Source organism: Amphritea sp. HPY (genome assembly GCF_050870985.1).
In the GTDB taxonomy this organism is placed as follows: domain Bacteria; phylum Pseudomonadota; class Gammaproteobacteria; order Pseudomonadales; family Balneatricaceae; genus Amphritea.
Map to the genome: position 1 here is coordinate 439386 of NZ_CP194015.1, position 23608 is coordinate 462993.

Annotated in this window: 12 protein-coding genes, 1 tRNA gene and 2 pseudogenes; 9 read left to right on the plus strand and 6 right to left on the minus strand. The window is 44.1% G+C overall.

Annotated features, from left to right (window positions below; genetic code table 11):
* Positions 1–146: 146 nt before the first annotated feature.
* From ACQUQM_RS01860 to dctP, 4 genes are all read right to left on the minus strand, one after another.
* Positions 147–785 (minus strand): response regulator transcription factor, encoded by a 639-nt coding sequence (locus ACQUQM_RS01860; RefSeq protein WP_432472784.1) that lies wholly within the window; start codon positions 783–785, stop codon positions 147–149.
* A gap of 93 nt (positions 786–878) precedes the next feature.
* Entirely contained in the window at positions 879–2195 is a 1317-nt protein-coding gene (locus tag ACQUQM_RS01865; protein WP_432472785.1) for a TRAP transporter large permease, read from the minus strand.
* Positions 2192–2791: a TRAP transporter small permease gene (locus ACQUQM_RS01870; RefSeq protein WP_432472786.1), complete on the minus strand. Its 600-nt coding sequence runs from the start codon at positions 2789–2791 to the stop codon at positions 2192–2194. Before ACQUQM_RS01870 ends, ACQUQM_RS01865 begins: the two co-directional genes overlap by 4 nt.
* A 75-nt stretch (positions 2792–2866) precedes the next feature.
* On the minus strand, positions 2867–3859 hold the full coding sequence (dctP, locus tag ACQUQM_RS01875) for a TRAP transporter substrate-binding protein DctP (protein WP_432472787.1): 993 nt from the start codon (positions 3857–3859) through the stop codon (positions 2867–2869).
* 443 nt (positions 3860–4302) lie between these two features.
* Here dctP and ACQUQM_RS01880 point away from each other — a divergent pair, with 443 nt between their 5' ends.
* The 6 genes and pseudogenes from ACQUQM_RS01880 to meaB all read left to right on the plus strand — a co-directional run bounded on the left by ACQUQM_RS01880 (position 4303) and on the right by meaB (position 17684).
* The gene (locus tag ACQUQM_RS01880) at positions 4303–7326 is read left to right on the plus strand and encodes a methyl-accepting chemotaxis protein (protein ID WP_432472788.1); all 3024 of its coding nucleotides are present in this window, start codon (positions 4303–4305) and stop codon (positions 7324–7326) included.
* Positions 7327–8275: 949 nt separating this feature from the next.
* A complete protein-coding gene (locus tag ACQUQM_RS01885) occupies positions 8276–10444 on the plus strand; it encodes a bifunctional diguanylate cyclase/phosphodiesterase (RefSeq protein ID WP_432472789.1) in 2169 nt (722 codons plus the stop codon).
* Between the two features lie 100 nt (positions 10445–10544).
* Positions 10545–11510 (plus strand): annotated as a pseudogene (locus ACQUQM_RS01890) (IS5 family transposase).
* 741 nt (positions 11511–12251) lie between these two features.
* A complete protein-coding gene (locus tag ACQUQM_RS01895) occupies positions 12252–14330 on the plus strand; it encodes a methylmalonyl-CoA mutase family protein (protein ID WP_432472790.1) in 2079 nt (692 codons plus the stop codon).
* A 5-nt stretch (positions 14331–14335) separates the two neighbouring features.
* Positions 14336–16528: a methylmalonyl-CoA mutase gene (scpA, locus tag ACQUQM_RS01900; RefSeq protein ID WP_432472791.1), complete on the plus strand. Its 2193-nt coding sequence runs from the start codon at positions 14336–14338 to the stop codon at positions 16526–16528.
* 115 nt (positions 16529–16643) lie between these two features.
* On the plus strand, positions 16644–17684 hold the full coding sequence (gene meaB, locus ACQUQM_RS01905) for a methylmalonyl Co-A mutase-associated GTPase MeaB (protein WP_432472792.1): 1041 nt from the start codon (positions 16644–16646) through the stop codon (positions 17682–17684).
* 354 nt (positions 17685–18038) lie between these two features.
* Here the strand turns inward: meaB and ACQUQM_RS01910 are convergent, their stop codons facing one another.
* A complete protein-coding gene (locus ACQUQM_RS01910) occupies positions 18039–18233 on the minus strand; it encodes a hypothetical protein (RefSeq protein ID WP_432472793.1) in 195 nt (64 codons plus the stop codon).
* Positions 18234–18476: 243 nt separating this feature from the next.
* On the opposite strand from ACQUQM_RS01910, the gene ACQUQM_RS01915 reads away from it, so the two are divergent.
* Positions 18477–19205 (plus strand): GntR family transcriptional regulator, encoded by a 729-nt coding sequence (locus ACQUQM_RS01915; RefSeq protein WP_432472794.1) that lies wholly within the window; start codon positions 18477–18479, stop codon positions 19203–19205.
* A 216-nt stretch (positions 19206–19421) separates the two neighbouring features.
* Here the strand turns inward: ACQUQM_RS01915 and ACQUQM_RS01920 are convergent, their stop codons facing one another.
* Positions 19422–20732 carry a malonyl-CoA decarboxylase gene (locus ACQUQM_RS01920; RefSeq protein WP_432472795.1) on the minus strand — a complete coding sequence of 437 codons (1311 nt, stop codon included), beginning with the start codon at positions 20730–20732 and terminating at the stop codon, positions 19422–19424.
* A 694-nt stretch (positions 20733–21426) separates the two neighbouring features.
* Here ACQUQM_RS01920 and ACQUQM_RS01925 point away from each other — a divergent pair.
* Both ACQUQM_RS01925 and ACQUQM_RS01930 read left to right on the plus strand, forming a co-directional pair.
* A tRNA-Thr gene (locus tag ACQUQM_RS01925) sits at positions 21427–21499 on the plus strand.
* 543 nt (positions 21500–22042) lie between these two features.
* A pseudogene (locus tag ACQUQM_RS01930) lies at positions 22043–23464 on the plus strand (IS1182 family transposase).
* Positions 23465–23608 lie beyond the last annotated feature (144 nt).

The following is a 23608-nucleotide window of genomic DNA, read 5'->3' on the forward strand; positions in this document are numbered from 1 at the left end:
CCTAATGTCTTGAAAATTATAGGTTGAACAGTTGGTCAATATTTTTTGTATTCGCAAAGCTTAGTATTCTGTAGTCTGGATTGTACTTTTCTTTTGAATTGTAGAGTTTGTAATCATTGCGTTAATGTTTATTAAATATTAAAAAATTAAAAGTGTGAGGAATTTAACCATTTTATAACAAGTTGTGTGCGCGTTCGTGTATTGGTTATCTTATAAATGTCTGTTAAGTGAGATCTGACTGTAGATAAACGAATGTCTAGTTCACTAGCAATTTGTTTGTTGGAGTGACCCAATACTAATAATTTTAGAACACGTGATTGAGCGTTAGTTGTTTTTGGAAAGGCTGTGTTTTGATTTATTTCTACTGAATTAGAAATGGATTTGTAATATTTTTTTCCTGAAATTATATTGTAGATTAATTTGGATATTTCATTGTATTGCGACTTGAGGGAAATGACTGAAAGTATATTGTTTTTCAATGTTTTTTCTAGTAAGTCACTGCTTAATGAGGATGCTAGTAAGACAGTCTTGAATTGAAGTATTAATCGATTTATATTTCCGTGCCCATCTGTAAAACCTAATGTTGTCGTATCTATAAATATTAAGTCTAACCTGTCTACGTGCTTTTTAAGATTAGCGATAGATGAAAATTCAGAAATAACTAAATTTCTTTTGCTGGAGCGAATAATCTGTTTTAGGCTATACCTAATTAGTGGGTAGGGTGCGATAATTCCAATATGTAAGTTTTCCATTTTAGCGTGGGATCTTTTATTTAACTGATGCATATTCATCCTTATTCTTATCTTAGAATATTGAGATTGCATTCTTAATGGTTGCCGAAGGAGGGCTTGAGTGGCTTCATGCCCTCCTTCCTGTATTTAGATGATTTCCGGTCCCATGATAAGATTGGGCAACCAGAGAGCTATTTCCGGGAATATTGCCAAAATTACTATAGCAAGTACCATGCAGAGCACGAAAGGAAATGAGCCTTTAAGGATTGTTGTAAGCTTCACGTCCCTGACGATACCGTTAATCACGTAAAGGTTGAGGCCTACAGGGGGAGTGATCAGTCCTATTTCCATATTAATGGTAAGCACTACTGCAAACCAGTAAGGGTCGAATCCCGCACTTAATATAATGGGCAGAAGTATTGGCGCAGTCATCAGGATGACAGCAACCGGAGGTAAGAAGAATCCGGATACCAGCAGGAAGAGATTAATCATACCTAGAAGTAGCCATTTGTTGACGTCCATTGCAGCGATCGATTCAGCGACGGATTGGGTGATATACAGACTGGACAAAGTGAAGCTGAACAGTTCAGATGCGGCGATGATCATCAGGATCATCACGCTTTCTTTCATACTGCTGGAAAGCATTGCCCAGATACGTTTGAAATCACGAATCTTATAAATGACAATCGCCAGCATGACACACATCATAGCCCCGACGCCGGCAGCTTCAGAAGGTGTTGCGATGCCGCCGTAAAGGACGTACAAAACTCCAATAATTACCAGTAAAAATGGTACTACTCTTGGTAGAACGACAAGCTTGTCATGAAGCGTAAAGCTGCGAGACTCTGCGCGCGAATAGCCATTAAGTTTGGCAGTATAGAGGGCCCAAGCCATAAAGAGAGCAGTCAGTAAAAGGCCTGGCAGTACGCCTGCAAGGAACAGCCTGCCAATGGATGTTTCAGTTGCTATCCCATAGACAATCATGGTGATAGATGGCGGAATGAGGATACCAAGTGTTCCACCGGCGGCAATTGCGCCTGTTGCAAGGCTCGCGGGATAGCCACGGGAACGCATTTCAGGTATTCCCATTTTTCCTATCGCCGCGCAGGTTGCCGGTGAAGAGCCACTAAGTGCAGAAAATACTGCGCAGGCGCCCAGATTCGAGATAATTAGTCCGCCAGGGACTTTGTGCAGCCAGCGGTCAAGTGCTTCATATAGATCTTTTGACGCTGGCGAGCTGGCAACAGCAGCGCCCATCAGAATAAACATTGGAATTGATACTAAGGTAAAGTGATTGATACTGGAAAACATTGTTTCAGCGACAATTCCCAGAGAACCGACGCCTTCAAATAATACCAGAAAGCCAACGCCTACCAGTGCGAGTGCGAATGCGACTGGAACACCAGCTGCAAGAAATAGAATGGTTGTGGTGCATAGCAACGCACCAATAACTAAGGGACTCATGAATGGCCTCCAGGTTCAGTACCAAAGGGAATTTCACTATCAGTGAACAGGCATATGGCATCGGCTAAGTACTCAAGAGCGAGCAGGGTCATGCCGATAGGTAGTGAAAGGTAAGGTATCCACAACGGTAGTTCCCAAATAGACTCGGTGGTCCATTGTCCTTCCCAGGCTTCATGCCAAAATTCCCAACCGGTATAGGAAAATAACAGAGCGAAAAGGAATGCGAGAGCGATAGTGATATAGGCTAGGATTCTTTTAAACCGGGGGGGGGAGTACATCGTGAGCAGGTCTACATTAACGTGCCCTTTTAATTGTGCGACATAGGGAGCGCCAAGAAATGCCGAGGAAGCGAGGCCGTAGGTAATGAAATCTGTCTGCCAGATAGTGCTTTCACCGAACACATAGCGAACGATTACCATTTGACATACAACTAATACTGACGCGGCGACCAAAGAGACTGAGGCTATTCCACAGACCGTAGAAAGTGCTCTGATTGAGTTTATAAATATTTTCAAATACATAAAGAAAGGTCTTGATTTTGTTTGTTCTGGGTTAGAGCGCGTATTGTCCGCTTTTGATGGTTGTAGACTGTTCATGGCTACGCCTCATTTATTATTCTAGTTTTTACGTGGCGGTCCAAAAGACCGCCTAGAGATGCCCTCTAATAATGGTTATTCAACAGACAGGGCCATATCAATTAACTCTTTACCACCAGGAACGGCTTCCGAAAACACCTTGTAGCTAGTCTCATTCGCAATCTGGCGCCATTTTTCTGCTTGCTCTGTAGACATAGTAACGGTCTTAATACCGGCTTTTGTAAAGGTATCAACCATTTTCTGATCAAGACCTTTGGCTTCTTTTGAGAAGTATTGTTCGGCTTTTTCAGAGGCTGCAGCCAAGGCTGATTGTTGCGCTGTATTGAGCTTATCCCAGGACTGTTTTGACATTGTTACTGGCTGATACATAAACCATAATGCGTTATCCCCTGGTGCTGTCACGCAACTGACCTGCTCATAAAGGCGGTAAGATACGAAACTGCCGGAACTAGTGTTAGCAGCATCAATTGTGCCAGTTTGCATTGCAGTATAGATTTCAGAACTTGGCATCGATGCAATGGAAGCGCCTGCTCCGGCGAGCATTCGCTCAAAAGCCTTACCAGCTGCACGGGTTTTTTGGCCTTTGATGTCTTCCGGGTCTAAGATGCAGTTTTTTGCTGAGGCAAACCCGCCAGCCAGCCAAGCGTCAGCTAAGACAATGACGCCGGCCGCTTCTACTTCTTTCTTGATCTCCTGCATAAAAGCCGAATCGTTCAGTCTGGCAGCATGGTCGTGGTTTTTTACCAGTCCCGGCATTAGTGTTGCGTCAAACTTGGGATGCCGTCCGGAGGCATATGCAAGAGGGAATAAGGATATATCAAGACGTCCTTTCGTCATCGCTGCCCATTGTTCTTTGGGCTTATACAAAGAGCTGCCAGGGTATACTTTAATGGTCAGGTCTACTTCAGCAGCCGAAACTTCTTTAGCAATCATTTGTATCATTTCATCGCGTACGTCGCCTTTACCACCAGGAAATTGGTGGGAAGCTTTCAGGGTTTCGGCCTGAGAGGTGCTTGCTAATGCGCTGATACCGATCGCGCCGCACACAAGAATTTGTTTAATGTTCATTGGTACACTCCGTTTTTTTTATTTGATCCGAACACTCTGAGAAGTATGTGACTCAAGCTCGAATTTCTTATTTTGACATTTGCATTATAGCCTTTATTGTATTTCTAGCAAGTCTTACGGTATACATAAAAGCTCTATCAGTATATCTAAATGCAGTCGTGTAGTATTTATATGTGCGCTAGTGTACTCTTTGGATCATGGGTATGGGCGAGGCTTAGGGATAGAAATGAAAAGTAATGTATTTATGAGCTTTTCTGAATTCAGGTTTTCTGCTGACATAAAAAGCGATATTTCTTGAACATGAGAGGGGAGCGAAGTATGAGGGGCTCGGTTAGCAAAAAAAGGTCGGAATGACGATTTAACGAGGTTTTCTTTGCGTCTAGAGCAAGATTAGGCTGTTTGAATTGCTTGGTCAGATTGCTCTTAGAGGCTGGAGGGGTGACGTGTTTGTATTATCAAAACGATTAAAATTAGCCCAAAAGCTTTTGCTAAGCTTTCTTGTTCTAGGTGTGGTTCCTGCAGTTGTTGTTGGGTTTCTTTGTGTTGGGCAAGCTAGTCTGGATCTTGAAGAGCAGGTTTTTCAGCAACTAGAATCTATCCGCGAGATCAAAAAAACGGAGTTGGAGAAGTATTTTTCTGATCGCCAGGCGGATATGGGTTCTATTCTTGATACTGTGGGGACTTTGCGGCGGTTGGAGATGGCTCGGCTCGATGCAGTTCGTGAAGTTAAGCAGAAAGCGGTTAAAAATTATCTAGACAATATGAGGCAGCAAATGCTGACCTTTTCAGAGAACCGAATGACTGTTGAAGCAATGATTGGCTTTAAGAGTTATTTTAAGGTCTTTCGGGATTATAACGACATAGGTGATGAGTCGTTAGAGTGGCAGAAACAAGGTTTAAATGAGTATTACAATCAGAATTTTCGCGATACTTACCGTAAAATAAACGGTGGAAAGCAACCAGGGCAGTTACAGAGTAGCTTTGATCAATTGGATGACGAGGCAGTCGCCCTCCAGTATCAATATATCATCAATAATCCGTATCCTATTGGCTCTAAGAATCAAATGGATAGTGCGAAAGACAGTTCTGCGTATACCCGTAGCCATGCGTATGTGCATCCTATTATTCGGAATTATTCGAAACAGTTTGGTTTTTACAATATTTTACTGGTGGATCATGAGAGTGGGGATATTGTCTATTCAGTGTTGAAGAATTTGGATTATGCAACTTCTCTGATTGATGGTCCGTATTCAAAGAGTGATCTTGCAGAGGTCTTTCGTCTAGCAGTAAAAAGTAATGATCCTAATGCTATATTCGTTGCTGACATCAATAGTTACTACCCCTCTTATGAAGAACCTACTGGTTTTATCGCTTCTCCGATTTTTGATGGTGATGATAAGGTTGGAGTGGCAATATTTCAATTTACCACGGATAAGCTGACCGCGATTGTTTCTGAGCGGGTCGGCCAAGGAGAAACAGGGGAAACTTACCTGGTTGGTGAAGACCTGTTGATGCGCTCCGATAGTTTTCTCGATTCAGAGCATCGTAGTGTAAATAATGCTTTTCGTCATCAAAGTAGAGGGAAAGTATCTAGTTTAGCCGCAAATGCTGCTCTTAAAGAGCAGGTCGGACACGGAGTGGTGCGTAATTATTTGGATCGAATAGTTTTGTCATCGTGGTCTTCGCTGTTGTTCGGAGACTTTGTGTGGGCGATGATATCTGAGATAGATATGACAGAAGCAATGAATCCAGTGGATGCTTTGGGGCGGGAATACTACAAGCGTTATATCGTTAAGAATGGTTACTCTGACTTATATTTGATCAATCCTGATGGGTATATTTTTTATACCGCATCAAAGAAGTCGGATTTTAGGACTAGTGTCTTTAGTGCCTCTTCCCGTAATAGTAATCTAGCAAAATTGGTTGCGGATGTTTCTAAGCATAAGCAGTTTGGTTTTGCTGATTTTGCTCCTTATGCCCCTAATAACAATAAGCCTACCGCTTTTGTTGCGCAGCCTCTGTTAATTGATGGTCAGGTGGAAATGATTGTTGCGTTACAGTTGCCGCTAGGGGAGGTAAATCGAATTATGGATGTCCGTGAAGGCATGGGAGATGCCGGGGAGTCCTATCTCGTTGGATCAGATAAATTGATGCGCTCTGATTCATATTTGGATCCTGAGGGGCATTCAGTTGAGTCGTCTTTTTCTGGAACTGTTGCTGAAAATGGGGTTGATACAGTGGCAGTTCGTAATGCAATATCAGGTGAAACAGATACCCAGATCGGAGCTAACTACAGCGGAAACCTTGTGCTTTCCGCTTATGCACCGGTAGAGCTGGGTGGCCAGACTTGGGCGCTGGTAACGGAGCTTAATGAGGGGGAGGCCTTTGCTGGGATTAAATCATTGCAATGGAGTATTGTCTTGGTGATTATTCTGAGTACTTTGATCATTGTAGTTAGCGGGTTGTTTTTGGCCAAGCGTATCAGTGATCCATTGTCTATTGCATCAAAAGTAGCGACTCAAGTTTCCGAGGGGGACTTGACGGCAAGCGTTTTGGTGACTTCCAGTGATGAGGTCGGTGACCTTCAGAGGGCAGTAAAAAATATGAGTGATGGGTTGAGGTCGATGGTTAGCCAAATAAGTGCTTCTTCTGACCAGCAAGCCGAAGCTGCTAATGCGCTTGCGGTGATAACTGATGAAACCTTAATGCATGTGCGTCAGCAACACCGGAATGCCGATCAAGTAGCTAGTGCTATCAGCGAGATGGGTGTGACTGTTAACGAGGTTTCCCGCAATACGGCTATTGCTGCACAAGCAGCATCAACGGCTCAGCACGAAGTAGAAGAGGGTAGTATTCGAGTCAATAATGCTATTAAGTCTGTCCATCAGTTTACAAGTGAAATGGATCAACTGTCGGCAACCTTATTTAAAGTGACGTCCGATGCTGAAAATATTGGCGGTATTACTGATGTTATCAACTCAATCGCTGATCAAACTAGCTTGCTTGCCCTTAATGCGTCCATCGAAGCGGCGAGGGCTGGTGATCAGGGGCGTGGGTTTGCAGTGGTAGCTGATGAAGTTCGTTCTCTAGCAGGAGGAGCTCAAGCATCCGCTAATAAGATTGCCAGTATGGTTGTGGGGCTACAACAAGGCGTCCAGGCTTCTACTGCCTCGATGGTGCAAGGTAAGGAAAGATTGGTGTTAGTGGTTTCTCAGTCTGAATTGGTAGGTGAGGCTTTGGAAAAAATTGAGGTCTCGATTGAAAGTATTACCGAGATGAGCGTAAAGATTGCTAAAGCTGCAGAAGAGTTAGCATTGGTAGCGAAGGATATCGACAGCAACGTTAAAGTTACTTCAGAGCTGTCAGTCAATACGGAGTCCAGTACTCAGTATATAGCTGGTGCCAGTGAAAGTCTTTCATTGCTGTCTGCTGAACTGCGGGAAGAAGTTAAGCGTTTTAAAATTTAGTTAAGCGTAATTAAACCAGTCTGGAGGTTATTTCATTCTAAAGCCCATTTCTTTCCTGCAGCGCATGAAAGTAGTATTTATCATGAGTTTGTATGAATGACACGAGCAGCTTATCGGTGGTTAATCATTAGTGAGAACGACATGGCTTCTACAATAAATATGGGAAAATAATGGTGTGGAATTGTTAAATTTATATGGCGTATTATTGTGTCTTTATCTTGGTTTTATATATTTCTTCGTATGAAATATGAATCTAAATCGGTATTCGGTGCTGCAGGAAAAATAGAACAGAACGTTATTACTAGTGATCTTAGTCTTGGGGATTGTATTGACGAGAAAGTGTTTTAGAAAAAGGTTCGGTGTCTCAATAACTCCGATGCATGATGCGCTGTTATAGCTAGAAGCAAGCGGTTTAATAGAAATGCGTGCAAGGAAAGGTGGGACCGTTGCTTCCATTGATATAAAGTGCCTTTTCGAAATGTTTGAAGTGATGTCGGTGCTGGAAGGTGTGTGTGGTTAACTAGGGAGCCTGCGAACAAGTCTATTAGGCCTCTGGTTATCAGGGTTTCTCTCTACTGTGTCAGTCAGTTTGAAAAGGTCTAGGCATTTTGATGCACTGCCTTTCGTGTATATGGACGCTCTATATTCCGCATAGAACATAAGTGGCTTGTTCGCATGTTCCTTAGGCTGGGAATCTAGCATGTGAATACCCACACGGTTTAACCGGACTGAGCCTGCTGAAAATATTATTGGCCTGCAGTGTTATTTTAACCTTGATCGTAAGGCTATTATTTCGATAGTGGAGCAATAAACGAGTAGGTGGTGTTGAATCAATAGTTCACCGATCAAATAAGGGACGTTTATTGGTAAGGAGGTTCTAACCTTCGTGAGACGGTTTTTGATATATGAAGTTTCAGTCTGTTTCTACTGTATGGATTAGATTATCACTATGACTAAATTGTCTAAAAATAAACGTAACCTCTGCACTTTGTTAATTTTTGTACTTTGTTTTTTAGCTGGGTTATACCTGACTTATCATATAATAAAATTTTCTGAAAAAGCTCGCCGCTCTCTGTTATATGATATCGCCCAGGCTCAGGCTGGTCTTATTGAGCGGCGGCTTTCCCGGTCAATACTGGCGACCCATTTTCTGGCTAATGCAGTCACTCTACATGGCGGCAGTATTCCTGAATTTGATCACCAAGCCCATCAGCTGATCGAAACGTTGGGGGGGATATCAAATCTGCAGTTGGCACCGGCCGGTATAATCAGTTCTATTTATCCTCTGGTCGGTAATGAAAAAGCGATCGGCCATAATATTCTTAAACATGATGCCCATCGTAAGGAAGCCTGGCAGGCGATTAATGAGAACAGAACTGTTCTGGCGGGCCCCTTTGAATTGAGTCAGGGTGGGCTAGCGGTCATTGCTCGACGACCGGTTATGATTAAAGATGTTACTGGTGAACACTTCTGGGGCTTTGTTTCTGCGCTGATCTTTCTTGAAGATCTCGTATCGGTTACCGATCTGCCGGTGCTGGAAAGTAAAGGCTATCGATTTTCGCTGCATCGCAGCAGTAATGCCGGCCATGGCGAATCGTTTTATAACTCCGCCGGCTGGTCAACGGGTCTGAACTCGGAACAGCAGGTAGAACATAATATTCAGATTCCCGGTGGTCTATGGCACTTAGTTGTCTGTAAAGAGTATTTGTTTGTTCCATCTTATTTAGCGGGCGTTGTTTTGACCTTTTTGATGGCAGGTCTGGCTAGTTTGATTTTATACCGTATACTGAATCAACCGGAATTGTTGCAACAACAATTGCGTGAGAGTTGCGCCAAGCTGGATCGGTTAACTTCTTACGATATTCTAACCGGGCTGGCAAACCGTAAACTGTTTCAGCAGGCGCTGCTGCGCCTGAGTGAAGATAGTCAGCAGAATGCAGCGTTGTTATATATGGATCTTTCGGGTTTTAAGCGGATCAATGACTCCTTCGGCCGTAAGGCCGGAGATCAGGTGCTGATCGAAGTGAGCCAGCGATTACGCAACGCAGTACGGGCTGATGATATGGTTGCCCGACTTGAGACTGATGAGTTTGGCGTTCTGCTAAAGAACATAAAATCCATTCAGGAGGGCAGGCGGGTTGCGGAGTCTTTTCAGCTTGCCATCCGCCAGTCATATTTACTGGAGCAGCATGAGGTGCAGATATCAGTTTGTATTGGTATCACAATGCTGCCTGGCGATTGTCAAGATCTAGATTCCGAATGCTGGCTGCAGAACGCGGGTTTAGCCCTCTATGCGGCTAAACAGCAAGGCAAGGATGGTATCTCTTTCTTTGATCCAGATATTCAGGCCTCCGTGATGCAAGCTCTCCAACTTGAGCAGGATCTGAGGTATGCAATTGATGAGGATCAGTTTACCCTGTTTTTCCAACCACAGGTCGAACTCAAGCAGCAGCAAATTATAGGTTACGAGGCTTTGATTCGCTGGCAGCATCCGGATAAAGGCTTGCAATCACCGCTGGATTTTATTCCGGTTGCGGAAGAGAGTGGCTTGATTGTGCCGATCGGATACTGGGTGTTTGAACAGGCTTGTCAGATGATAAAGTATCGTGATGAGCAGGGGTACGAGCCAAGGTTTGTCGCGGTTAATCTGTCTCCGGTCCAGTTTAAGGATCCGCAACTAACCAGCAGGATCAGGGAGATTCTTAATCGTATTGAGATCAATCCAGCGCTATTGGAAATTGAGGTTACCGAAAGCTCACTGATCCAAGATGTCGAGCAGGCGGTTGAAGTACTGAGCTGTATGCGGCATCTGGGGCTGACTATCTCTATCGATGATTTTGGTACTGGCTACTCTTCCTTGGCGCAGCTGAAGCATCTGCCGGTTGATACATTGAAGATAGATCGAAGTTTTATTATCGGTCTTGCTAGTAATCCCGACGACCAGATGATAGTAGAAGCAGTAGTGGTTATGGCGCATAAGCTTGGCCTGAAAGTTGTCGCGGAAGGTGTCGAAAACGAGGAGCAATTGGCGGTGTTGGTCTCTTGTAGCTGTGATATCGGTCAGGGGTATCTGTTTGGTCGGCCTGGCCCCGAAGCTATGCATGCTGTGAATCTATAGCGGAACTGCAAAACGTTGCCCTGGTGTGAGTCTAAGGAAAATGCGAATAAGTCCCACCGTATGAGGCAATGCCCGGCATAGTGTCAGCCAGGATCACCACATGGAAAATCAGCTTAGCTTTGCCGATAGTGAGTATCGACAGAAGCGCCATCAAACTCGCAAAGAAAAGTTTTTGGCACGGATGGAAACGCTAGTTCCTTGGCAGCGAATCGAAGCAGTCATTGAACCGTATTATCCTAAGCCGGGTAACGGTCGACGCCCTTACCCGTTGATAACGATGCTGCGCATCTACTGTCTCTTGCAGTGGTGCAGCCTGAGCGATCCTGCGATGGAAGATCCCCTTTATAAAATCGCATCAATGCGGCTATTTAAGAGCCTCTCGCTTGATAAACTAATCCCCGATCACGCGACGAATATGAACTTCAGGTATCTGCTGGAACGCGATGGACTTGGTCGGCAGATCTTCTAGGAAGTAAACAGCTAGCTGATTGAGGCCGGCGTGCTGGTCAAGGTAGGTACCTTGATGGATGCCACGATTATCGAGGCTCCCAGCTCAACCAAGAACAAAACCGGTGAGCGTGATCCCGAGATGCACCAGACGAAAAAGGTCAATCTCTGGCATTTCGGCATGAAGGCTCATATTTGCGTTGATGCTAGAACGGGGCTGACGCGTGGTCTTGAAACCACGACTGCCAACGTACATGACCTGAACCAAACCGACCGATTACTGCATGGTGACGAGCAATTGGTTTTTGCCGATGCGGGCTACCGAAGCATCGATAAGCGGGACAACCTCAAAGACAAAGCGGTTGACTGGCATATTGCAGAGCGGCCAGGAAAAGTCAGGGCTCTTAAAAAGCATCCGAGAATCAAAAAAGTTCCGATCAAAATCGAATATATGAAAGCCAGAATTCGAGCCAAGGTTGAGCACCCGCTTAGGATCATCAAATGTCAGTTCGGGCTCACCAAAGCGTGATACCGCAGACTGATGAAAAACGACAGCAAGCTGGCGACGTTTTTTGCGCTGACCAATATCGTCAGAGTGGGGCAGATGCTGCGCACGTAGGACAAGTCCGCCTGAATACCGCCAAAAGTGTATTCAGGCGGGAGTAAATGGTCGGAAATTATCGTTTTTCGGGCTGATATAGTCAGATGGAGGGGGGGGGGGCATCCCAAATTCCAAGTTTCTTATGTGTATCGTTAATTTTTTTGGAAGCTTCCTGAATCGCCAGATAGATCAAACTTCGTGACGAGTTATCTGTTGGAAATAGCTTCGGCTTTTTCAATCGCCTTGCGTATATCCTATGTGTAGTTAGTAAGGTATTCAGTATTTTCTCGCTCGTTGTTGCTATGTATCGTGACTTCGATGTATAGCCATGTCGGATATCTTAGAGTCTAGGTGTTGCATATCGGTTTTCTGATCGAGCTGTTATGGTTTCTCTGGCTTCCTGGGTTGTCAGCTAGATGTTGATGGTTTTAATAATTCACTAAGCAAGACGGTGATGCTGTTTATTGGCTGTGAAAAATCCGTATCCATAAAATTACTCATTGCACACCTCTCCATTATTGATTGTGATCTAGTGGGTTAAGCGATAGATGTTTCATGGTAATAAATATTCCTCATAGAAGAAAAATCTTCGCAATTGATCAAGTAAGGATGTAAACAAAGAGTTTATAAAAATTTATAGCAAAGGTTAAAAAATACGTAAGCATTATTTAGAAATATATATAGGGGTTTCCCTAATATTCATGTCTAGGCAAATCTGATCTAATAGGTCTAAATGTGTATTTCCTAGGTGAGAGAGTCATGACTGACGAACGTTTAGCCCTTGCGGCTAGTTTTCCGGAGATCTCCGTTGAGGAATGGAAAAAATCTCTAAATAAGGTTCTTAAAGGAGCTTCTATAGAGGAAAAGATGTTTGTAAATACCTATGAAGGTATCAACATTCAGCCGCTATACACAAAAGAGGACTGGAAGGCTGAGGGCAATCCATCTGGATTCCCTGGCAGTGCGCCCTTTACTAGGGGGGGGGCAGCAATTGGCAGTGTGACGGATGGTTGGGATGTGCGGCAAATTCACAGTGATGCCGATATCTCCATTGCTAACAAAGCCATTCTGGAAGACCTGGAGCGTGGGGTGACCTCAATCATTCTTCAGCTGGATGACGCCGCATTGGCTGGACTTGATGCCGGCAATCCTAAAGCCTCCGATCTTGCCGGACGAAACGGCGTTATGGTTTCCAGTGTTGCTGATCTAGATATGCTTCTCGATGGTGTTCTACTTGATCTTGCAGGAATTTCTTTAGAAGCGGGCGCGCAAAGTACAAGCGCTGCAGCTATATTGGCAGCGCTTTGGGTTAAGCGGGGAGTTTCGTCGGAGCAGGCTTTCGGTGCATTCAATGCCGACCCTCTAGGGGTTCTGGCGGCGAAGGGTGCGCTGCCGAATGGTATTGGCGAATCTTTGGATGATATGGCTAGCCTCGCCAAAGCAACCGCCACAACTTACCCTAATGTGACAGCAGTGAAGGTTGATACTTCAGCTTACTACGGAGCAGGTGCGTCTGAGACGCAAGACCTTGCTGTTGCACTTGCAACAGGAGTGACTTACCTGCGTGCCATGATCAAGGCAGGTTTAACCGTCGATCAAGCTGCACCGCAGATCGTATTCTCCTTTGCTAATAGCGCTAATGTTTTTTTGGGTATTGCAAAGCTACGTTCCGCACGTTTGCTGTGGGCTCAAGTAGTAAAGGCGTCCGGTGGCTCTGAAGAAGCTTGCGCGATGAATCTTCATGCGAAGACCTCCGAGCGCGCACTATCTAAACGAGATCCCTGGGTGAATATTCTCCGCACAACGGCAACCTGTTTTGTTGGTGCTGTAGGTGGTGCTAATAGCATTACAGTGCTTCCGTTTGATCATCACTGTTATGGTCAGGCGGATAGTTTCGCTCGACGAATTGCACGAAATACGCAAGTTGTTCTTCAAGAAGAAAGTTTCCTGAACAAGGTCGTTGATCCGGTTGGAGGTTCTTGGTACGTAGAGAGCCTTACTGAGGAGTTTTCCAGCAAGGCATGGTCTATATTTCAAGAAATTGAAAGGCGGGGAGGCATGACTACTGTTATTCTGACTGGTTGGATTCAAGATCAAATTGCAGCAACTTGGAGAGCGCGAGTTAAAAATATTGCTACACGTAAAGACCCTATTACAGGCGTTTCCGAATTTCCAAATATTAATGAAGAGGATATCAAGAGTGCTGAACCTGATTATGACTCATTAATTATGAAAGCAGCAGAAAGGCTTAGCACATGTCAGCGAAAAACGGGTTGGAGCGTTGAAGATGATGCTAATAATTTTGCTGCTCTGCGTCAGGGGATGTTGGAAGGTGAAACGATTGGCACGATAGCTCATGCAACCAAATTAAAGCATGATGCAGAAATTAAAGTTTCCTCCCTTCCTGCTCATCGCTTAGCTGAAGATTTTGAAAAACTCCGCGATGCTGCTGACGAATTTAAACGCGCTAAAGGAAAGTTTCCAACTATTTTCTCGGCAAATATTGGTGCTGCTGTCAATCATACCTCTCAAGCAACATTTGCTAAAAATTTCTTTGAAGCAGGAGGTATAGAAGTCATTACAAATGATGGCTTTGCGACAGCTTCAGGAGCGGTGCAAGCCTTTCATGTTAGCGGTGCTGATGTTGCTGTTATTTGTGGTTCAGACAAGCAGGTTGGCGAAATTGGCATTGACTTAGCTCTTGGTTTGAAAAGGGCTGGTGCAAAGAAAGTTTATCTAGTAGCTAAAGGTAAAGCTATATATGTTGATGCTGTAATCGACATGGATAGCGATATTTTAAGTATCCTGCAAAACCTCCATAAAGTGTTGGGAGTGTAAGAATTATGAGTGCTATTCCTGATTTTTCCAACGTTGCGTTAGATACATCCGGACTAAACGGAAAAGATATCGTTGATTGGAAAGGTCGTATAGAAGATCAAACGGGCAAAACAATCGATGACTTAACCTGGAAAACGCCGGAAGGGATTAGCGTGAAGCCGCTATATACGGTTGAAGATTTGAATGGCCTCGGCCAGCTTGATAGCGTTCCTGGTTTTGCACCATTCAGCCGGGGTCCGTACAACTCCATGTATACCACGAAACCTTGGACAATACGTCAGTATGCTGGGTTCTCTACCGCTGAAGAATCCAATGCGTTTTATCGCCGTAATCTCGCCGCAGGTCAAAAAGGCTTATCTGTAGCTTTCGATTTGGCAACGCATAGGGGTTACGACTCCGATCACCCGCGTGTCTCTGGTGATGTTGGAATGGCTGGAGTGGCAATTGACTCAATTTATGATGCACGTACTTTGTTTGATGGTATTCCGCTTGATCAAATGTCGGTATCGATGACTATGAATGGTGCGGTTCTTCCTATTCTTGCACTTTATATTGTGGCAGCTGAAGAACAGGGTGTTTCTCCAGAACAGCTCACAGGTACCATTCAAAATGATGTGCTGAAAGAGTTTATGGTGCGTAACACTTATATTTACCCGCCAGTGCCATCGATGAAGATTATATCTGATATATTCGCTTTTACCTCTGAAAAAATGCCCAAGTTTAACTCGATTTCCATTTCTGGCTACCACATGCAGGAAGCTGGAGCGACGGCAGATCTGGAGCTGGCTTACACCTTAGCTGATGGCGTGGAGTATCTCCGCGCGGGTATTGAAGCAGGGCTAGATGTGGATGATTTTGCGCCGCGTTTATCTTTCTTCTGGGCTATTGGCTCTAACTTCTTTATGGAAGTTGCAAAAATGCGAGCCGCACGGATGTTATGGGCGAAGCTGGTCAATGAATTTAATCCTAGAAACCCTAAATCTCTGGCCTTACGGACGCATTGTCAGACCTCCGGCTGGTCTTTGACTGCTCAGGACGTTTTCAATAATGTTACCCGTACTTGCATCCAGGCCATGGCTGCAACTCAGGGCCATACTCAGTCACTGCATACCAACGCGTTGGATGAAGCCTTGGCACTGCCGACTGATTTTTCAGCACGTATTGCACGTAACACACAAATATTCCTGCAACAGGAAACAGGCACCTGCGACGTGATTGATCCATGGGGTGGATCTTATTATGTGGAGAAACTCACTCAAGATTTGGCAGACAAAGCCTGGGAGCATATTCAAGAAGTAAAAGAACAGGGCGGCATGGCAAAAGCAATTGAAGCAGGCATACCGAAGATGCGTATCGAAGAAGCTGCCGCACGCACCCAGGCACGTATAGACAGTGGTCGTCAGACTGTAGTAGGTGTTAATAAGTATCAACTTGAAAAAGAAGAAACCATCGACGTTCTTCAGGTTGAAAATGCTTCTGTACGCCAGCAGCAGGTTGAAAAACTCAAGCGTTTGCGTGCTGAACGACATGAAGTTGATACACAGGCCTCTCTTGACGCTCTCACTGAAGCGGCGAAAACTGGGAATGGCAATTTACTAGATCTTGCAGTTAAAGCCGGGCGGGCTAAAGCGACTGTTGGTGAGATGTCTATGGCACTGGAAAAAGTTTACGGTCGACATCAGGCATCTATTCGCACTATTTCTGGTGTATATAAAAACGAGATTGGCGAGTCGAATGAAAGAGTACAGAACGTCTCAAAACTGATAAAAATATTTGAAGACTACGAAGGTCGGCGTCCGCGCATTCTTATAGCAAAAATGGGGCAGGATGGTCATGATCGTGGTCAAAAAGTTATTGCTACAGCCTTTGCTGACTTAGGTTTTGATGTAGATATTGGGCCGTTATTCCAAACACCAGAAGAAACAGCCCGTCAGGCGATTGAGAATGACGTTCATATCGTCGGTGCTTCATCACTTGCAGCAGGTCATCTGACCTTGGTACCGCAACTTCGTGCAGAGCTGGAAAAACTCGGTCGAGAGGACATTCTCATCGTTTGTGGCGGCGTTATACCTCCGCAGGATTTTGAAGCTCTGTATGAAGGTGGCGCCGAAGCTATTTTTCCTCCGGGCACGGTGATTTCCGAGGCCGCCATTGACTTGATGAAAAAGCTTAATGAAGTTATTGGTATCGAAGATTAGTCACTGATTGACGTTATGTCCCCGTTTGCGCTGAGACTTACTGTTTATTTAAAGTTAATAGTTTTTATAGTGAGACTTGCTATGGCGGGAGTCTGTTCTGTCTTGAGAATAAATTATGAGCGATATTGTAAACCACTCTGTAAAAAAGGGCCCGGTACGTAAGCGTAGAGAGCTCTCTCTAGATGATTACGTTGAAGGTGTTTTGAGCGGTGATCGTACAATGTTAGGGCGAGCGATTTCCCTAGTCGAAAGTACTTCAGCACGGCATCGTAAAATGGCGCAGGAAATGTTGCTAAAACTACTGCCTTATTCCTGTAAGGCTCATCGTGTAGGTATTACAGGTGTCCCGGGTGTAGGAAAATCAACCACAATCGAAGCATTGGGGTGTAATCTTTGTGAGGCTGGTCATAAGGTAGCGATATTGACAGTAGATCCGACAAGTTCAATTTCCGGCGGATCTATTCTTGGCGATAAGACTCGAATGAGCAACCTTTCCATTCAACAAAGTGCTTTTATTCGCCCAAGCCCAAGTTCTTGTACATTGGGAGGTGTGACTAAAATGACTCGTGAGACTATGCTGGTTTGCGAGGCTGCCGGATTCGATGTGGTGTTGGTTGAAACCGTCGGAGTTGGTCAAAGCGAGACACAAGTTTCTGATATGGTTGATTTCTTTCTTGTTCTTATGCTTCCAGGTGCGGGGGATGAGCTGCAAGGTATTAAGAAGGGCGTTTTGGAGCTTGCCGATATGATTGCAGTCAATAAATGTGACGGAAATAACGATAGCAGAGCCAAGATGGCCGCCCGCGAATATCGCAACGCTTTGCACATAATGAAACCACAAAGTTTGAATTGGACTCCGCCCGTTGTCTGTATTTCAGGTCTTTCTAATATGAATTTGGTTGAATTGTGGGAAAAAGTTGATGAGCATCGCTGTGCTCTTGAAGCGACTGGCGAACTTCAAGAACGACGCACGGCACAGCAGTTCCGATGGATGTGGGCTATGGTCGAAGATCGACTAATAAATTCGCTAAAATCTAATCAGAATGTGATCGCTCAAATGAATGATATTCAAAATTCTATAACCGATGGTGCCCTTACTGCCACGGTCGGCGCACAACGAATCTTAGACGCTTTTGGTTTGACCGAAACCCTTTAAAGGCATTGGCTTCAGATACTAAATGCGACACTTTTGGATCAATTTTCGTTGTCCTTAATCTATAAACAGATAACACAAGGAATTTAGAAAAAATTATGTGTCAACTTAAAAAAAGTGCTAATAAAATGTTGTCTATATTTGAAGATGATTATTCATTCGGTAAACAAGATCGAGTCAAGGCGTTACTGATGCTCTTGGAAATACTAGAAGATGAAGAGTTGTTTGATGAATTAGTTCAGACTAATATAGATAACACGACAGTCACATCGTGAATTGTTAATAACTGTCAGGTCTGGTCTGGATTCCTAAATTTAAGTGGCTCCTTCCTGTTTTCTCACGCAATGCGATATTGTTCTACTCAAACAATGCAATTAAATAAATCTTTAGTTTATCCTCGTTAATCATGCTGGCAGCGACTTTGTCAGCGAGGATCTTCAAGGTATCTTTTACCTTGAGGCTAGGTTTTATTGCTATTGTTACCATGCCTGAATATTCCAAGACTTCAGTAATGATCTGAAGCTGAGTTGCCTCTACAAGATCTTTTAACACTTATATGGCCTTCGCATAGTTTACGGAAGGTATCATAGGGTGATTTTATGCTCCAGGTAAGTGTCTGGCAGTCTTGTGCTCAAGTAATCTAAGTGGTAACTAGAAAGGGATTATCTAAGTAGTGCTCGATATTGGCCACAAGGTGGCCCCATATAGATGAATTGTTCAATGACGAGAAAAATGTTCGTTTACTGCCAGCTTTAATTTTGAATTAGTCAATCTTTTCTTGATAAGTTAGTTTAGATGCGTGCTCTTAAAATATTAATAGGTTATTATTATACGTATAAAAGCTTTCTAAAAATATTTTGTGGTGGGTGTAATATGACTTCTGGTAGACATATGGAGCTTCGAAAAGAAATTGAAAATGAAATTATCGCTGGGGAGCTAAAGCCTGGGGATCGTCTTGACGAGACCGTATTATCGAAAAGATTCGGTGTATCAAGGACTCCTATACGTGAGGCGTTGCTACAACTCGAAGCAACCGGTTTAATAGAGATGCGCGCTAGAAAGGGAGCCTCTGTTGCTAGCATTGACTTAAAGGATCTTCTTGAAATGTTTGAAGTGATGTCGGAGCTGGAAGGTATGTGTGGCCGACTAGCTGCACGTCGAGCATCACCGGAAGATATTGATGTGATTCGCAAGGCTCATGCTGAAAGCGAAGCCGCCGCTAAAGATCGTGACTATGATCGATACTATAACTTTAATGTTACGTTTCATGAAGTGCTCTACCAGGCAAGCAGGAACAGTTATCTTGCAAGTGAAACGATCTCTTTGCGTAATCGGTTGGCCCCGTATCGGAAAACTCAGTTAAGAAATGCTAATCGAATAATGGATTCTTTTAAAGAGCATGGTCTTATTCTGAAAGCAATTGAGGATAGAGATGCGGACAAAGTAGAAGCTTTGCTAAAGGAGCATGTCACGATTCAAGGCGGAACATTTAGTGACTTTGTTGCGAGTCTCTCGGGAGTTTGATATGAGTATTTTAAGGAAGGTCTTATATGTCACGTCTCTTGCTGTGGCTGTGGTGATGTAGTTATATTAGCATGCAAATTTCGAAGCGCGGTAGGAAGGTGTGTTTTTTGATTTCATTTGCTGACGTAAGACTTAGCTCAGCTCATCGGAGCCTTTAAAAAGGACGGGCACTGTCTATGTTTGACGCATAAACAAGTGCCCGCCAAAAAGGTGCTTTTATCCGAGTAGCTGTTTGTTGAATTCCTTGGAGGTGATGATTGCTCCTTCGTTCACAAAAGCCTCGTGATTCTTTTCGACCTGGGGAATGTCATAGGAATAGTTCACTAGTATTCCCGCAGACAGAGCCATACCATTGGCAGAAGTATCGCCCATCCAGTTAATACGCTCTATTCTTGCACCGTTGCCTAGATGAAATTTCGTCACAGGATCGAACGGATTTTTACCTCTTTTTACGCTATTAAGGTAATTAGCACAAAGGCGCATTAATATAGGCTTTAAGACTTCGCTGTTTTTTTTGTTCTGCTGCCAGTCTTCTCTTTTTAAAAGTTCCAGTGCCTCTCTATCGGTCGACCTTATAAAGGAACCTTCTCTATTCTCAAGCTCACTCGAAAGCCATCGTCTAAATCCCGGAATAGGGGATAGAGTTGCGAATTGAGTAAGAGCCGGTAGTTCTTTTTTTAGTTCCATCACCACCTGTTTGATCAGGAAGTTACCAAAGGAGATACCTGTGAGTCCTTTCTGGCAATTACTGATTGAATAGAAGATGGCGGTGTCTGACCGTGACTCTTTTAAGGACTCTTCTGGACCTGGATCAATCAGAGGTTGCACTGCGTTGGCTAGACCGAAAGTTAGGGCTACTTCAACAAATATGAGTGGTTCACCCGGTAGGGAAGGATGGACGAAAGTGAAGCAACGCCTATTTCGGCTAAGTCTCTTCTTTAGGTCTTCCCAGCCCGACATCGAATGGACTGCTTCATATCGGATCAGTTTTTCTAGGATGGCTGCAGATGTGTTCCAGTCGATTTCCTCGAGTACTAGAAATCCTCTATTAAACCAGGACTTGAGTAGATGCTGAAGATCATAATCAATAGGCTTTAGGTCGGGATGTTTCTTCAATATGCTAAGTAGATCGCTGCGGAGTCCTACGATGGTTTTTGCCCCTTTTGGGGCTAAGTTAATACGCCTGAACAAAGTCTGTCTCGGTGATTCAACTGCTTCGTTTAACGCTATGAGCGTGTCGGCGTTGCAATTGGATTTGTACTCTTGTGCGAGTTGGATGATGATATCTGAGTCAGGTGAATACTTCTCTAACAGGTGATAAAAGAAAGCTAACTTCTTCTCCTCATTAGATTCCTGATATGCTTTTACGACCTCGCTGGCAATAGCGGTTCCTAGTGCTTCTCCTTTATTAGAAAGAAGGTCTGAGCAGTAATTCTCTAGCGTTTTTTGTGGTCGTGCTCTGCCTTCCTTGAATAAGAGATCTCGCCCAGCGTCTGCGACAGAGTTCAATAGTTTGTTAAAGTGCATGGCATTTCCCGTACTAATATTGATAATCGCAGATGCTGTTTCGAAAAATTATTCTGAATATTTAAGTGTTGAGTTTGATTGAAATATTGCCATCTTCAATGTAAAAAGTACAGATATAAAAATATTTATGGCGTGCTTTTGTATTTTTGTACTGGCTGTGCGAATGCCTTGATGTGCTTTTTCTGAAGATCTTAATGACATTGTCAAACATTCTGGAACACTATATTAAGTATCATTTACCACTGATACTGGCGACAGAGTATCATTGTAGATGTGTGGCCGATTTCAGTTGTCGTGATTTACTCAGATAGTTGCGATGTTTTTGACCGCTGTCTGCAGGTTTACATAACCGGGATTCGGGATTCATTAATCATTCGGCTATCGTACTTGCTGACAGCATATTGTTTTCCAATCTCGTCCTATGTTATTGATTTATTTACCACTGTAGTCGCTTTTTTTTCATGCTAATATGAGGGCTTTTTCTCTCAGAATCAGTATATATACAGCTGTATAACTGTTTCTTTACATGGTGAAGGTCGGCGAATTCGAATCCGCCTAGTCCTACCAAAATTCTTTATAAAAATAACCGTTTACGGATTATGCCGAACGGCTGTTTTTATTTTGCCTGTTGCAAGGCAGCAAATGAATCAGCGTGATTCATCTCTTCAAAGTATGTGAAATATCATCATATATTGCCGGTATAGCTCAGCTGGTAGAGCAACTGACTTGTAATCAGCAGGTCCCGAGTTCGACTCTTGGTGCCAGCACAATTTCTTTCTTCTCAAGCAATCATATAAAACCTGTTTACAGACGATCGATAAGCTATTAATCATATTGCTGTAACATACAGCGACGCGCCTTAATCTGCGTTTTGAATGTTGGGTTGGTCAGGCAGCTTGCATTCATAGCCTACGCTTAAAAGAAGGCTCAAGTGGGTCTGCTGTGTCTGGTAACACGTCTGGTGATTACTCTTTCTCTGCTCAAAGTCAGAAAAACCTAGCTGGACAAATTTCTGCTTAGCCCTACTTTAGCTTTTCTTATGTTCCCCATGCGACGGGGATGAGCCGCTGTGCAGAGTTGAATGGTTATTAAATCTGGCTTTTCAGGCTGATATATTTTACAAGTGTGTTGCAACGATCCACTGAGTCTCCAGCACAAATCGGGCTAACTAGCTTGTAATGTTGAACTTCCCCTTTCGGCACAGACTGTGTGAAAACTATCGAACAAAATTCGTATTTGAAGAAACATATTGTTATATTGACTACACTTATCAGTGAGCTAATAAAGGTTTCGCTGATATGTAATCTCACATTCAAGGGCAGGGCCTATCACAGGTCACATTGTTTCCCGAAATCCTCGATGACTTCGTATCAGAAGATAATTCGATCAGAGTTATCGACGCCTTTGTGGATCATCTAGATCTGCACAGCCTTGGCTTTGATAGAGTGGAAGCCAAACCGACAGGGCGTCCGGGATATCATCCGGCAACACTCCTGAAACTCGATATCTACGGTTACCTCAATCGTATTCAGTCATCACGCCGACTTGAAAAGGAAACGCACCGCAACGTTGAGCTGATGTGATTGATTGAGCGTCTCACACTCGATTTTAAAATGATCGCCGACTTCAGGAAAGAAAACGGTGAGGACATCAAAAATGCCTGTCGTACCTTTATTGATCTATGCCGGAAGGTGAACATGTTCTCGGGGGCTGTTGTCGCGATCGATGGCAGTAAATTTAAGGCGGTTAAGAGCAAGGTGAATAACTTTACTCCGCAGAAATTAAAGTTCCATATTGATCGGGTAGAAAAGCATATTGAGACTTATTTATCGAAGCTCGATCAGGCTGACGAAACAGACAGAGATAGTGAGGATAAAGTAACCATCGCTCTGAAAATCACTTGGATGAAACAACGTCTGGTTGAACTGAATGCGATGGAAGAGAAGGTTAAAAACCACCCGGACAAGCAGGTATCAACGACAGACCATAACTCGCGTCTACTGAAAACCCAAGGGATGAGCCGAGCGGTTTGTTACAACGTTCAGAGTACCGTCGATACCAAGCATCATCTCATCATCGCTCATGAGGTCACGAATATAAATGACCGAGGCCAGTTCACCCGCGTGGCCAAACTGGCCCAATCGGCACTGGCAAAGAAAGACATTACCGTCATCGCTGACAAGGGTTATTACAGTCGCCAGGATATCAAGGCCGCTCAAGATACTGGCATAACCGCACTCGTCCCTAAAGGGGGTACGTCTGGATCAGAGAAAAATAGCTTATTTAATCGATCATTGTTCAAGTATGAACGTGGGAAGGATCTGTATATCTGCCCGGCGGGAAATGAACTTCAGTATCGGTTTAACAGCGTTGAGAAAGGACAGACACTGAAAGTGTACTTCAACGGTATGTCCTGCCGGGACTGCTCTATCCGTAAACAGTGCACGCGTTCAAAGCGAGATCCACGGAAAATCGGGCGCAGGATCCATGAGGAGGAGATGGAGGGCATGCAACGTCGGCTACACGCTGCGCCCGATACTATGCTGATACGAAAACAAACCGTCGAGCACCCCTTCGGCACCATCAAATCATGGATGGGATCGACCCACTTCCTTACTAGGCGATTTAAGAACGTCAGCACTGAGATGAGCTTGCATGTGCTCGCTTATAACCTGAAACGTATGCTCTCGATTATGGGGCAAGACAGCCTGATCAGAGCACTGAAGGCATAGTATCCTTCTACGATTTCTTTACAAACCAGCGCATATGGCCGCTCTTGCGGCTAAAGAAACTGAGATAGAAATAATCATCCCGAGCAAATGATGGGGTTACATCGCTCGCCAAAGGATGCCTCAACGAGCGATTTATGAGTCAGA

Excerpts from the sequence above, each read along its gene's own strand:
- ACQUQM_RS01860 (WP_432472784.1), bottom strand. The coding sequence starts at position 785 with ATGCATCAGTTAAATAAAAGATCCCACGCTAAAATGGAAAACTTACAT.
- scpA (WP_432472791.1), top strand. The coding sequence starts at position 14,336 with ATGAGTGCTATTCCTGATTTTTCCAACGTTGCGTTAGATACATCCGGA.
- ACQUQM_RS01920 (WP_432472795.1), bottom strand. The coding sequence starts at position 20,732 with ATGCACTTTAACAAACTATTGAACTCTGTCGCAGACGCTGGGCGAGAT.
- ACQUQM_RS01915 (WP_432472794.1), top strand. The coding sequence starts at position 18,477 with ATGCGTGCTCTTAAAATATTAATAGGTTATTATTATACGTATAAAAGC.
- ACQUQM_RS01885 (WP_432472789.1), top strand. The coding sequence starts at position 8,276 with ATGACTAAATTGTCTAAAAATAAACGTAACCTCTGCACTTTGTTAATT.
- ACQUQM_RS01865 (WP_432472785.1), bottom strand. The coding sequence starts at position 2,195 with ATGAGTCCCTTAGTTATTGGTGCGTTGCTATGCACCACAACCATTCTA.
- dctP (WP_432472787.1), bottom strand. The coding sequence starts at position 3,859 with ATGAACATTAAACAAATTCTTGTGTGCGGCGCGATCGGTATCAGCGCA.
- ACQUQM_RS01895 (WP_432472790.1), top strand. The coding sequence starts at position 12,252 with ATGACTGACGAACGTTTAGCCCTTGCGGCTAGTTTTCCGGAGATCTCC.
- ACQUQM_RS01870 (WP_432472786.1), bottom strand. The coding sequence starts at position 2,791 with ATGAACAGTCTACAACCATCAAAAGCGGACAATACGCGCTCTAACCCA.
- meaB (WP_432472792.1), top strand. The coding sequence starts at position 16,644 with ATGAGCGATATTGTAAACCACTCTGTAAAAAAGGGCCCGGTACGTAAG.